The organism is Pseudosulfitobacter pseudonitzschiae, assembly GCF_002222635.1.
Classification (GTDB): Bacteria; Pseudomonadota; Alphaproteobacteria; order Rhodobacterales; family Rhodobacteraceae; genus Pseudosulfitobacter; species Pseudosulfitobacter pseudonitzschiae_A.
In genome coordinates this window covers 2177578-2190383 of sequence record NZ_CP022415.1, presented here as the reverse complement: position 1 = coordinate 2190383, position 12806 = coordinate 2177578, and the positions used below count along the sequence as shown (strand labels likewise).

The 12806-nt window shown below is 60.6% G+C and carries 13 protein-coding genes; 10 read left to right on the top strand and 3 right to left on the bottom strand.

What is annotated here, in order from left to right:
- Positions 1-47: 47 nt before the first annotated feature.
- Positions 48-830, top strand: coding sequence for an EcsC family protein (locus SULPSESMR1_RS10625; RefSeq protein ID WP_089420791.1), 783 nt, complete (start codon positions 48-50; stop codon positions 828-830).
- A 3-nt stretch (positions 831-833) separates the two neighbouring features.
- Here the strand turns inward: SULPSESMR1_RS10625 and modC are convergent, their stop codons facing one another.
- Genes modC through modA form a run of 3 tightly spaced genes read right to left on the bottom strand, consistent with a single transcriptional unit; the run spans position 834 to position 3465 of the window.
- Positions 834-1928: a molybdenum ABC transporter ATP-binding protein gene (modC, locus tag SULPSESMR1_RS10620; protein ID WP_089422280.1), complete on the bottom strand. Its 1095-nt coding sequence runs from the start codon at positions 1926-1928 to the stop codon at positions 834-836.
- On the bottom strand, positions 1925-2611 hold the full coding sequence (gene modB / locus SULPSESMR1_RS10615; protein ID WP_089420790.1) for a molybdate ABC transporter permease subunit: 687 nt from the start codon (positions 2609-2611) through the stop codon (positions 1925-1927). Before modB ends, modC begins: the two co-directional genes overlap by 4 nt.
- Positions 2611-3465, bottom strand: a complete 855-nt coding sequence (gene modA / locus SULPSESMR1_RS10610; RefSeq protein ID WP_250161457.1) for a molybdate ABC transporter substrate-binding protein — start codon at positions 3463-3465, stop codon at positions 2611-2613. The genes modB and modA overlap by 1 nt, the downstream gene beginning before the upstream one ends.
- Before the next feature lie 61 nt (positions 3466-3526).
- Here modA and SULPSESMR1_RS10605 point away from each other — a divergent pair, with 61 nt between their 5' ends.
- The 9 genes from SULPSESMR1_RS10605 to SULPSESMR1_RS10565 all read left to right on the top strand — a co-directional run bounded on the left by SULPSESMR1_RS10605 (position 3527) and on the right by SULPSESMR1_RS10565 (position 12773).
- Positions 3527-4000 carry an NUDIX hydrolase gene (locus SULPSESMR1_RS10605; RefSeq protein WP_089420788.1) on the top strand — a complete coding sequence of 158 codons (474 nt, stop codon included), beginning with the start codon at positions 3527-3529 and terminating at the stop codon, positions 3998-4000.
- Positions 4001-4083: 83 nt separating this feature from the next.
- Positions 4084-4515, top strand: coding sequence for a DUF1178 family protein (locus SULPSESMR1_RS10600; protein ID WP_089420787.1), 432 nt, complete (start codon positions 4084-4086; stop codon positions 4513-4515).
- A gap of 3 nt (positions 4516-4518) precedes the next feature.
- Positions 4519-5160: an SDR family NAD(P)-dependent oxidoreductase gene (locus tag SULPSESMR1_RS10595; RefSeq protein ID WP_089420786.1), complete on the top strand. Its 642-nt coding sequence runs from the start codon at positions 4519-4521 to the stop codon at positions 5158-5160.
- 130 nt (positions 5161-5290) lie between these two features.
- Positions 5291-6529: an aspartate kinase gene (locus SULPSESMR1_RS10590; RefSeq protein WP_089420785.1), complete on the top strand. Its 1239-nt coding sequence runs from the start codon at positions 5291-5293 to the stop codon at positions 6527-6529.
- Between the two features lie 157 nt (positions 6530-6686).
- A complete protein-coding gene (gene ptsP, locus SULPSESMR1_RS10585) occupies positions 6687-8924 on the top strand; it encodes a phosphoenolpyruvate--protein phosphotransferase (RefSeq protein WP_089420784.1) in 2238 nt (745 codons plus the stop codon).
- Positions 8925-9647: 723 nt separating this feature from the next.
- Entirely contained in the window at positions 9648-10418 is a 771-nt protein-coding gene (locus SULPSESMR1_RS10580; protein ID WP_089420783.1) for an SDR family NAD(P)-dependent oxidoreductase, read from the top strand.
- Positions 10418-11320 carry a 2-dehydro-3-deoxygalactonokinase gene (locus tag SULPSESMR1_RS10575; protein ID WP_089420782.1) on the top strand — a complete coding sequence of 301 codons (903 nt, stop codon included), beginning with the start codon at positions 10418-10420 and terminating at the stop codon, positions 11318-11320. Before SULPSESMR1_RS10580 ends, SULPSESMR1_RS10575 begins: the two co-directional genes overlap by 1 nt.
- Positions 11317-11928 carry a 2-dehydro-3-deoxy-6-phosphogalactonate aldolase gene (locus SULPSESMR1_RS10570; RefSeq protein WP_089420781.1) on the top strand — a complete coding sequence of 204 codons (612 nt, stop codon included), beginning with the start codon at positions 11317-11319 and terminating at the stop codon, positions 11926-11928. Before SULPSESMR1_RS10575 ends, SULPSESMR1_RS10570 begins: the two co-directional genes overlap by 4 nt.
- Positions 11928-12773: an SMP-30/gluconolactonase/LRE family protein gene (locus SULPSESMR1_RS10565; RefSeq protein WP_089420780.1), complete on the top strand. Its 846-nt coding sequence runs from the start codon at positions 11928-11930 to the stop codon at positions 12771-12773. Before SULPSESMR1_RS10570 ends, SULPSESMR1_RS10565 begins: the two co-directional genes overlap by 1 nt.
- The last annotated feature ends 33 nt before the right edge of the window (positions 12774-12806 follow it).

The following is a 12806-nucleotide window of genomic DNA, read 5'->3' as shown; positions in this document are numbered from 1 at the left end:
GATTTTTGTACGGTCTGCCACGATTTATCAGTGCAGGAGGACTGGACATGAGCGAAGTGACCTTGCCTGAAAACACCGGACTGGCTGTGCTGGATCTGGACGCCGAACTGGACCGTCTTGCCGCGCGCTATCGCAAGGCAGGCGGCTTGGGTATTGATTTGCTGAACGCGTTCGGCGCACGGGCGGACGGATTGCTGACCCGATTGCCCGGCGATGTCCGCCAGCGTCTGGAAGGGGCCACTGTCATGGCGCTGACTCAGGCGATGAAGGCCGCCAGCGGCTCGCGCAAGGTGGTCAAGGATCAAACCACATGGGTGAACCGCACGGTCAGTGCGGCGATGGGTGCCGCGGGCGGTTTTGGTGGTCTGCCCACGGCACTGGCCGAACTGCCGGTGACCACAACGCTGTTGCTGCGCGTCATCGAAGGCGAAGCCCATGCGCTGGGCTTCGACACCAGCGCCGAGAATGTGCGTTTTGATTGTGTGCAGGTCTTTGCCGCTGCGGGACCGCTGTCAGAGGATGACGGCGCCGATCTGGGGTTTCTGTCTGCGCGGGTCGCCCTGAGCGGGGCCGCGATGCAGTCGCTGGTGGCGCGGGTCGCACCCAAGCTGGCGGCGGTGCTGGGACAAAAGCTGGCGGCGCAAACGGTGCCAGTGCTGGGCGCTGTCGCGGGCGCTGCGGTAAACTATGCCTATACCAGCTACTACGCCGAAATGGCCCATATCCATTTCTCGCTGCGCAGGCTGGCGATTGACGCGGACACCCCGCGCGAAGTGCTGGTGGCAAAGCTGAAAACCCGTCTGGAACGGGGCAAGGGCATCAAGATTTGAACGTCAGGTCAGGTGCTGCCCGATCGAGGTCTGCGCCACCGACGTCGCCTTGAGCACCGCGAAACAGGGCATCCCCACGCGCAGCCCCAGATCATGCGCCGACCGCGCGGTGATCCGTGCCAGCAGCGCATCACCGGCAGCGTCCAGCGCGATGGCGGCCCCCGGCCCGTCACCCATCTGCACTGCCATCACCGTCACTGGCAGGATGTTCACCGAACTCAGCCCTCTGGGCCTGTCGCGTGCAATAATCACGTCGCCCGCACGGATGCGCACCCGCACGCTGTCGCCCACTTGGGCCTGAACACCCGGCAAATAGATGTCGCCCGCCGCGATGCGCAATGTGGTCAGCCCGTCACTTGCATGCTCGGTCACTATGGCGTCGATCACCGCACCTGCCTCGCGCACGCCCAGCAGCGGTACAAGGGCCGGATCGGACAGCAGCGTGCGGATCGGCCCCGCGCTGTGCACGGTGCCGTCCGACAGCAACACCAGCGTATCAGCCAGTCGCGAAATCTCGTCCAATGCGTGCGAGACATAAAGGATCGGCAGGTTGAAGGCGGTCTTGAGCCGTTCCAGATAGGGCAGGATGTCAGCCTTGCGCGTGGCATCAAGTGCTGCCAGCGGCTCGTCCATCAGCAGCATCTCGGGGCGTGACAGCAGGGCACGACCGATGGCAACGCGCTGGGTCTCGCCGCCGGACAGGTGGCGTGGACGACGGTCCAGCAGCGGGGCTAGGCCCAGAAGGTCGATTATATCATCGCGCGACATCGCGCTGGCGTCCGACGGGGCATAGCGTGTGCCATAGTCCAGATTGGCGGCCACACTTAGATGCGGAAAAAGTCGGGCGTCCTGAAAGACATAGCCCAACCTGCGTTTATGTGGTGGCAAACAGGTGCCGGCCGCGCTGTCCAGTAGTACGCGTTCTTTCAACGTGATGCGTCCCGCGTCGGGCCTCAGCAATCCGGCCACCGCATTCACAAGTGTGGTTTTGCCAGCACCAGAGCGTCCGAACAGCGCGGTCACCCCTGCGGGTGCATCAAACGCAGCGTTCAAAGTGAACCCGTCAAAGTGGTGGGTGATGTTGACGCTTAGGCTCATGCCGCGCCGATCCTTGCCGCGATGCGCCGCGACAGCCATTCCGACACGATCACCGCAGCCACCGCGATGGCGCAGGCAATCAGGGTCAACTGTGCGGCGCGGGCCTCACCTCCGGGTACTTGAAGATAGCTGTAGATTGCCGATGGCAGGGTTTGGGTCTGGCCGGGGATGGCCGCGACAAAGGTAATGGTGGCCCCGAATTCGCCCAGTGCTTTGGCAAAGCCCATGACAGTGCCTGCCAGAACGCCCGGTGCGATCAGTGGCAGGGTGATGGTGGCAAAGACCGCATAGCGCGGCGCACCCAGTGTGGCGGCTGCGGCCTCGATGCGCGGATCGACCGCCTCGATGGCCAGCCGCATGGCGCGCACCATCAGCGGAAATCCCATGACCATTGCCGCCAGCACAGCCCCCGTCCAGCGAAAGGCCAGCACCAGTCCCAGCGTCTGTTCTAAAAAACGCCCCACAGGTGCTGTGCGGCCAAAGGCAAGTAGCAGCAAATAGCCGGTGACGACGGGGGGCAGCACCAAAGGAAGGTGGATCGCTGCGCTGAGCAGGTCTTTGCCCCGAAAATTACGCCGCGCCAGCAGCCACGCACAGCCCAACGCCAGCGGCAGACCCAGCAGCGTTGCGGTGCCCGAAACCAGCAGCGACAGGCGCAGCGCTTCGTATCCGGCAGCGTCCATCAGGGCAGGCCGAAGCCGTGTCTGGCAAAGATCGCGGTGGCCTCGGGGCTGCGTAATGTGGTCATGAAATGTGCGCCTTCGGGCGTCAGTGCTGCAGCGGGATAGGTGATTGGCGGGTGCTGGTCAGCAGGGATTTGCCAAAGGACGCTGACCTTGGGTTCGGCCCGCGCGTCGGATCCATAGACCACACCCAAGGGCGCATCGCCGCGTGCCACCAGAGCCAGTGCAGCGCGTACGTTTTCCACCTCGGCCAGATGCGGCTCAAGAGTTTCCCAAGCGTGTACATATTCCAGCCAAGCGCGTGCATATATGCCAGCAGGCACCGCGTGGCGTTGGCCGATGGCCAGCCGACCGTCGCCCAGGCGGGCCATCAGGCTGGCGGCATCGGGCTCTGGCAGGGTGGGGCCCCTATGGCCGATCAACACTAGCGTGTTGGTTAACAGGGGCGCTGCGGCTTCGGGGGCGACACTGCCCTGCTCTTGCAGCCAGTCCATCCATTGCGGATTGGCCAGAACCACCACATCCGCCGGCGCACCCTGTGCCACTTGTCGCGCCAAAGCGCCCGATCCGCCGTAAGAGATGGCGACGGTGTTGTTGGACAGCGCGGCCACCTCGTCCAATGCGCCGCGCAGGCTGGCGGCAGCCAGGACCGTGATGTCGCGTGCCAGTGCAGGCCCGCCCGCGATACACAGCACCGCAGCGGCCAAGACCATGATTTTATATGCAGCTTTGCCCATTGCACCGCAGTATTTACGCACCGGCGCGCCGCCACAAGTCTGTTCTTTCGAACAAAGACGGGCCAGAATGTGGTGAAAGGCGGACAACTCTACCAAAAATTCGTAAAAGTTTGGCAACTCTCTGGTATCGGTCCGAAATCAATGCATTGTAAATGTAACGCCATATTCGAGGTTTTTCATGACCGCCCCCCTGATCAAACAGCTTCCTATCTCGGTAAACGGTGCGCGCAAGTCGGATGTGCGCACGCAGTTTGCCGCGCTGTGCTGGCGTGTGGTTGATGGCAAAGTTCAGATTTTGCTGATAACATCGCGCGGGTCCGGACGCTGGATCGTGCCCAAGGGATGGCCGATGGACGGACAGACCCCCGGCGAAGCGGCGTTGACCGAAGCATGGGAAGAAGCTGGCGTTGTGGGCAAGGTGGATTGGCGGCCTGTGGGGTTGTTTTCCTATAGTAAGACCATCGACGATGCGGACAATCTGCCCTGCGTGGCAATGGTTTATCCGGTGCGGGTCAAATCCTTGTCCAAGGATTTTCCCGAAGCGCTTGAACGCAAGCGCCGATGGATGAGTCGCAAGAAAGCCGCGCAACTGGTTGAAGAACCCGAACTGGCCCAGATCATCAGGGATTTCGCCCCCCGCGTTCTGCGCTAGCGTGGGGTAAGATACGGGTTGGCCCGCTTGACGCAGCGGCTGCCGTGTATATCTCAGTCGTGACACTGCGAGTTGGAGTGACCATGATCCGCTATGCTTTGAAATGTGACAGGGGCCATGCTTTTGAAAGCTGGTTCAAATCAGCAGAAGCTTTTGACGCTCTGCGCACCGCAGGTCATCTGAACTGCGTCGAGTGCGGCAGCCCTGATGTACAAAAGGCTGTGATGGCCCCACGCGTTGCATCCACCCGCGACGCACCCGAGGCGAATGCCGCCCCGGAGAATGCCAAGGCGGCGGCCTTTGAGGCGGCGCTGAAACAAATGCGCAAAGAAGTAGAAAAAAACGCAACATATGTGGGCGGCAATTTTGTCCGCGAGGCGCGCGCCATGCATTTGGGCGATGCACCTGAACGCGCGATTTACGGCGAGGCGAAACCCGCCGAGGCGAAAGCACTGATCGAAGACGGGGTGCCGTTGATGCCTCTGCCATTCATGCCCAAATCAAAGGTGAACTAAGCGATGAATATTGTCATTACGGGTGCCACGCGGGGTATCGGCGCGGGCCTTGCTGCGCATTATCGGGCTGCGGGCCATCAGGTCACCGGCACAGGGCGCGGCGCGGGTGCCGACGTGGTGATGGATGTGACCCACCCTGCGGATTTTGCCAAACTGGCGGGCGCAATGGGCACACACCCGGTGGATTTGCTGGTGTGCAATGCGGGTGTCTATTTGGACAAGGGCCAAAGCATCGACTACGGCTATGGTGCTGATATGTGGTCGAAATCCTTTGCCGCGAACGTGACAGGTGTGTTCCAAACGGTGCAAACTCTGCTGCCCAATCTGCGTGCGGCCACAGGCAAGATCGCCATTATTGCAAGCCAGATGGGTTCGGACACACGCGCACCCGGCGGCAGTTATATCTATCGTGCGTCCAAAGCGGCGGCGCTGAACCTGGGCCGCAATCTGGCGACGGACCTGAAGGCTGAAGGGATTGCCGTGGGCATCTATCACCCCGGCTGGGTGCGCACCGATATGGGCGGTGGCGAAGCTGCGATTTCCGTGGACGAAAGCGTGGCGGGGCTAAGCGCGCGCTTTGCGGCGTTGGACATCGCCGCGACGGGATCGTTCCTGACGTGGGACGGGCAGGTGCATCCGTATTAATCATGCAGGGGGGCCGCCGCCCGGGGATTCTTTGAACCAATCAAGCGCGCGCGGCATTTGGCACCCTGTAACGCTTGTCTTTGGTGTTTGTGACGCGTAGGGAAACCTCGGATTTTGAGGTGAGGACATCATGCCCGTTCTGGTGATGAAATTTGGTGGCACTTCGGTGGCCACGCTTGACCGCATCCGCCGCGCGGCGAAACGCGTGGGCGTTGAAGTGGCCAAGGGATACGATGTGATCGTGATTGTCTCGGCGATGTCGGGCAAGACCAACGAGCTGGTTGGCTGGGTCAACGAGACCTCACCGATGTATGACGCGCGCGAATATGACGCGGTCGTGTCCTCGGGCGAGAATGTTACCGCCGGTCTGATGGCGCTGACCCTGCAGGAAATGGACGTGCCCGCACGGTCGTGGCAGGGTTGGCAGGTGCCGGTGAAAACCACCAGCGCCCATTCTTCGGCGCGGATCGAAGAGATTCCCAGCGACAACATCATGGCCAAGTTCGAACAAGGTATGCGCGTGGCCGTGGTCGCAGGGTTTCAGGGTGTCAGCCCCGAAGGCCGCATTACTACGCTGGGTCGTGGCGGAAGCGACACGACGGCAGTGGCATTTGCCGCCGCTTTCAATGCGGAACGTTGCGATATTTATACCGATGTGGACGGGGTTTACACCACCGACCCGCGGGTCAGCGCCAAGGCGCGAAAACTGGACAAGATCGCATTCGAAGAGATGCTGGAGCTGGCATCGCTGGGCGCAAAAGTGTTGCAGACCCGCTCGGTCGAGCTGGCGATGCGTTACAAGGTCAAACTGCGGGTGCTGAGCAGTTTCGAGGAACAGTCGGATACAGCCGGAACGCTGGTCTGCGACGAGGAGGAAATCATGGAAAGCAATGTTGTAGCCGGTGTCGCCTTTAGCCGCGACGAAGCGAAAATGACCCTTGTGTCGGTGGCCGACCGCCCCGGCATCGCCGCCACGATCTTTACCGCCCTTAGCGAAGCGGGCGTGAACGTGGACATGATCGTGCAGAACATCGCCGAAGAAGGTCGCACCGACATGACGTGGTCATGCCCCAATGATCAGGTCAAGCGCGCGGAAAAGGCGATTGAAGACGCCAAACAGGCGGGCGTGATCCGCTTTGACGAACTGATCGCGGATATGGACGTGGCCAAGGTCAGCGTTGTCGGCATTGGCATGCGCAGCCATACAGGTGTTGCGGCCAAGATGTTCAAGGTGTTGTCGAACGAGGGCATCAATATCAAGGTTATCACCACATCTGAAATCAAGATCAGCGTGCTGATCGACCGCAAGTATATGGAACTGGCGGTTCAGGCGTTGCACGACGCATTTGAGCTGGAAAAAGCTGCCTGAACACAGGGCATTAGTGCGCGTATCGCCTGTGCATAGGGCAGCCATTGCGACATTCCGCAAAGGCAGGTGGCAAAACCACGGCTCGGGCGCAAAACCCGTTTCTAATTGGCGTCCGGTATGATCTAAGCTGATACCGGACACCAAGGGGGGCGCCAAAATGACCGAGCGCACGGACACCGAGAGCCGCAAATTGCTTGGCCGGCTGCGCGACGAACTGGCGGGTGATGCACCCGGACAGACGCGGCTGGATAAGATCACATCGCTGATCGCGTCGTCGATGGGCTGCGAAGTGTGCTCGATCTATCTGTTTCGGGATCAGGAAACGCTGGAACTGTGCGCCACCGAAGGGCTGAAGGCCGAAGCGGTCCACCAGACGCGGATGCGTCTGGGCGAAGGTCTGGTTGGACGTGTCGCCAAGCGTCGTCAGGTGGTGAATACCGCAAACGCCCCTAAAGCCAGCGGTTTCCGCTTCATGCCAGAGACGGGCGAAGAGGTCTATTCCAGTTTTCTGGGCATTCCGGTTCAGCGTCTGGGCGAGGCGCTGGGCGTTCTGGTGGTGCAGTCCAAAGACGCGCGCGAGTTCTCCGCGGACGAGGTCTATGCTCTGGAAGTGGTCGCGATGGTGTTGGCCGAGATGACGGAACTGGGCGCCTTTGTCGGTGAGGGCGCCGCAATGTCGGCGCGCCACAGCCAGCCGGTGATGATCAAAGGCACAACCGGACAGGAGGGCGTCGCCGAGGGTCGCATCTGGCTGCACGAGCCGCGGGTGGTGGTCGTGAACCCCATCGCTGATGATCCGCACCGCGAAATGGAACGGCTGAACGCCGCCGTGGACGAGTTGCGCATCGGCGTGGACAAAATGCTAGGCCTTGCTGGCCCCGATCAGGAACAACGGCAGGTGTTGGAAGCCTATCGGATGTTCGCCAACTCCAAAAGCTGGATGCGGCGGATGGAAGAGGATATTGGCCGTGGACTGAGCGCCGAAGCTGCCGTTGAAAAAGAACAATCGCTGGCGCGTGCGCGCGTCGGGCAGGCCGCTGACGGATACTTGCGCGAACGGCTGAGCGATCTGGATGATCTGTCGAACCGTCTGCTGCGCATCCTGACGGGGCAGGGACAGGACACAGGCGCGGAAATGCCGCCCGATCCGATCCTTGTGGCGCGCAATATCGGGCCGGGCGAATTGCTGGACTACGGGCGACGCCTGAAGGGTATCGTGCTGGAAAGCGGCTCGGTTGGCAGCCATGCGGCAATCGTTGCGCGTGCGCTGGCAATTCCGCTGGTTGTCCACGCGCAAGGGATCACCACCGAGGCGCTGAACGGCGATCATGTGATGGTGGACGGCGATCAGGGCATCGTGCATCTGCGGCCCGATGATAACGTCGTGTCGGCCTTTCGCGACAAGATGGCGATGGAGGCCGAAGCGCTTGAACGCTACGCCTCGATTCGCGACAAACCGGCTGTCACCCGATGTGGTGCTACGATCAAGATGATGATGAACGCAGGGCTGATGGCTGATCTGCCCTCGTTGCCCTCGTCCGGTGCCGAAGGGGTGGGCCTGTTTCGCACCGAATTGCAGTTTCTGGTGCGCAACCAGATGCCGCGCCGGTCCGAGTTGAGCGCGATCTATGCGCGGGTGATTGATGCTGCACGGGGTATGCCCGTGGTGTTCCGCACGCTCGACATCGGTTCGGACAAGGTGCTGGCCTATATGAAGCCCAATGACGAGCCGAACCCCGCGATGGGCTGGCGCGCGATCCGCGTGGGGCTGGACAAACCCGGCGTGTTGCGGATGCAGTTGCAGGCGCTGATGCGTGCGGCAAACGGGCGACCGCTCTATGTGATGTTTCCGTTTGTGGCGCAATACGAGGAATACACGCGGGCCCGCGCCGAGGTGAACAAGGCGCTGGAACGCGAACGGCGTTTGGGGCATCCGCTGCCGTCCAAGATCGAAGTGGGCGCGATGCTGGAAACGCCGTCTTTGGGCTTTGCGCCGCGCAAGTTCTTTGAAGAGGTCGATTTCATTTCCATCGGTGGCAACGACCTCAAGCAGTTCTTCTTTGCTGCGGATCGCGAAAACGAACGGGTGCGTCGCCGTTATGACACGCTGAATGTCAGCTTTCTCAGCTTTCTTGAGCAGATCGTCGAGCGGTGTACCGATACCAACACGCCGGTGTCATTCTGCGGAGAGGACGCGGGGCGTCCGGTCGAGGCGCTGTGTCTGGCCGCCATCGGCCTGCGAAGCCTGTCGATGCGTCCTGCGTCGATCGGACCGGTAAAGTCGTTGCTACGCCGTTCCAACCTTGAAGATTTGCGCAAGGTGATTGCAGATACGCGCCACCGTGGGGCGATGTCTGTGCGGCCTGCGGTGATGGACTGGTTAAAAGAGCAGTAATCGGGATTTTCGGGGAGAATTTCTGCAGTTTTCAATTGTCTTTTTGTGTTATTTTTGGAGACTTTTGGCATAGTATTTATATTTTTATTATCTTATTGAGTCATTTATAGACTTATCCACAGGTCAGTTCTCCTCTGGAATGTGAAGCCTGAAATGCCGTGAATCGCGTTGAAAACAGGTGATCTTTCCACAGCCCAAGCCTCTCGGCGTTGATGCTTGAATCTTTTCAGAACATGGCGCCGAAAGTGCGAGGCTAGAGGTGGCCTGTGTATAAAAGTTTCAGGAATAAAGTGTACAATATCTGTTTCTTATCAGTCTTACTTAAGCCCGAAACCTGAACTTATCCACAGGTGATTGGAGATTGGACCCGCTGCATGAACAGCATCCTCCAGCCTGCTTTCGCGGGCCGCGATCATCAATCCGGATGCCATGCCGGCCGCAGTCTACAGCATTGCAATCTGGTAGGTGCGTCGTTCAAGCCACTGGAATAACTTCCAGAACAGTTCTTGACCACAATGGCAATCAACGGCGTATCCGCCTGATCACCGCAAGTCGCAGTTTTTTCTTTCATCCATCTTTTCAGATTGTTACGCTTGGTCCTGAAAGCTGCGTTACTCTTGGTTGTCTTTGGTGCAGCCGTAGAATTACGTTGACACCCAAGGCGCAGACCTGCTCGTTCTTGGGGGGATCAGTTGGTGCGCACATCCGACACGAGGATCAAATATGACGTCTTTCGCAACTTTCCATGATCTCGACAACGCGTCCGTGTTCATCACCGGTGGCGGGTCGGGCATCGGGGCCGCGCTTACCGAAGGGTTTCTGGCGCAGGGGGCCAAAGTGGCCTTTGTCCAACGCTCGGATGCCAGCGCCTTTGTCTCAGATGTGTCGGGGAAATACGCCCATGACCCACTGTTCCTGCCCTGCGACATCACCGACATTCCGGCCCTGAAAAAGACAATGCAGAGCGCAGCGCAAGCACACGGGCCGATCACACGGCTGGTCAACAATGCCGCCAATGACACACGCCATACAGTTGCCGACACGACAGTGGGTGACTGGGATGCCTGCCAGAATGTAAACCTGCGCCCGCATTTTTTTACCGCACAAGCCGCCGCGCCGATGATGAAGGCGCAGGGCTACGGCACAATCGTGAACTTTTCGTCGATTTCCTATATGATGGGGATGGCCGGAATGGCGGGCTATGTCACGGCCAAGGCGGCGATTACCGGATTAACGCGGGCCTTGGCGCGCGAATTGGGGCCGGACCATATTCGCGTCAATGCGCTGATGCCGGGGTGGGTGCTGACCCAGCGGCAAATGGAATTGTGGGCCACACCCGAGGATCTTGCTGCGCATCTTGACCGGCAATGCCTGCACGAACACCTAGCGCCGCGTGATATTGTCGATGCGGTTCTGTTTTTGTCATCTCAGGCCAGCCGGATGATGACGGGGCAGGCAATGGTTGTGGACGGCGGCGTGGCGGTGTCGGGCTGATGGCGGCTGTGGCATGGATCGCGGTGGATTGGGGCACCACGCATGTGCGGGTCTGGCTGATGTCTGCCGACGGTCAGGTGATCGAGGCGCGCAGCGGCGATCGCGGAATGGGCGCACTGGCGCAGGACGGCTATGAACTGGCCCTTTTGGCGTTGATTTCGGACGTTTTGGGGCACGGCCCGGTGCCGGTGATCATCTGCGGCATGGCTGGCGCGAAACAGGGCTGGGCCGAAGCGCCCTATGCCTCTGTTCCCTGCGCGCCGCCAGACGTAAGCAGCGCAAAGCGGGTGCCGACGCAAGACGCACGGGTGCAGGTTTATATCTTGTCTGGCGTCAGCCAGCGCAACCCTGCAGATGTGATGCGCGGCGAAGAAACCCAGATCAAAGGGTTGATCGCCACGCAACCCGACTTTGACGGCGTTGCCTGTTTGCCGGGCACCCACACAAAATGGGCGCATCTGAGCGCGGGCGAGATTGTCAGCTTTCAGACCTTTATGACGGGTGAATTGTTCGCGCTGCTGTCCCTGCAATCGGTGTTGCGTCATTCGGTGGCTACCGAAGGTTGGGACGACGCAGCCTTTGCCACTGCCGTTGACGACGCGATGGGCCGACCCCAAACCATTGCCGCCAAATTGTTCGGACTGCGCGCCAACGCGCTGTTGGGCGGGCTTGAAGGGGCCGAGGCACGCGCGCGCCTGTCGGGCCTGCTGATCGGGATAGAGCTGGCCGCATCGCGCCCCTACTGGCTGGGTCAGCAGGTTGCCTTGATCGGGGCTGCCGCGTCGGCCGATCCCTATGAAACTGCGTTGACCGCCCAGGGTGTGCCCGTTCTTCGCATGGACCCCACCGACATGACACTGGCGGGATTGCGGGCCGCCTATTCAAAGCTGGATCAGATATGACCCGCAACATCATCGCCATCCTGCGCGGCATCACCCCGCAAGAGGCTTTGCCTGCTTGCGAGGCGCTGATGGCTGCAGGGATCACAAAAATCGAAGTGCCGCTGAACTCGCCCGAACCTTTTGACAGTATTCGGCAAATGCAGGTCGAATTCGGCCACGCCGCCATGATCGGCGCAGGCACCGTGCTGACCGTTGCCGATGTGGAACGCCTGGCCGGGATCGGGGCGCAGATGGTGGTATCGCCCGATTGCAATATCGCTGTGATTGCAGCCACCAAGGGTGCGGGCATGGCGTCTTATCCGGGGTGTTTTACACCAACCGAATGCTTCACTGCTCTTGCGGCGGGCGCTGACGGTATCAAGATTTTCCCGTCGTTTCTGGTGGGGACCAAGGGCATTCAGGCGATGCGCGCGGTGCTTCCGGCGCAGGCGCAGGTCTTCGCTGTGGGTGGAATCGCTGCCGAAGACTTTGGCGACTGGCTGGCGGCGGGTGTCGACGGGTTTGGCATGGGTACGGCGATCTATACCCCCGGCATGGACGCGCATGACATCCGCGCGCGGGCCGCAGGCATCGTCGCGGCCTATGACATGGCAAAAGAGGCGATGTGATGGAGGTTTTCAGCGATACTATCTGCGCATTGGGCGAGGGGCCGCTTTGGCATCCCACGCGCAAACAACTGTTCTGGTTCGATATTATCGGCAAGAAAATGCTAAGCCGGACAACGGCGGGCGAACAGGTCTGGTTGTTTGACGATCACGTTTCAGCGGCGGGCTGGGTGAGCGATACCGTGTTGCTGATCGCCTCGGAACGCGAGTTGTTCACCTTCGATGTCGAGACATCGGCACGCGAACACGTCGCCCCGCTGGATGGGGACAATCCGGTGACACGCTCGAATGATGGCCGCGCCGATCCGCAGGGCGGGTTCTGGATCGGGACAATGGGCAAGGGGCACGAGCCACGGGCAGGGGCGATCTATCGCTATTATCGAGGTGCGGTGCGACAATTGGTGGATCAGGTGACGGTCAGCAACGCGATCTGTTTCAGCCCTGATGGCAGGTATGCCTATTATACCGACACCGTCCGAAAGCGGATCATGCGCAGCGAACTGGATGCGGAGGGCTGGCCCTTGGGCGAGCCGCAGGTTTTTATCGACCTGCGCGAAGAAGGGGTGTTTCCTGATGGCGCGGTTGTGGATGCCTCGGGTCATCTGTGGAACGCCCAATGGGGTGCCAGCCGCGTGGCCTGTTACGCCCCCGACGGGTCCTTTGTGCGCGCTGTTGCGGTGCCAGCAACGCAGGCATCATGTCCGTGTTTCGGCGCAGATGGCCTGCGCACGCTTTACGTCACCACTGCGGCGGTCGGTATGGACCGCATCAAGGATCCAAAGGCGGGTATGACTTTTGTTCAGCAGATGGATGTGACGGGTCAGGCCGAACACCGTGTGATCCTGTAATAAGCAGACAGGCCACGGGAACTTGGCGCTGCG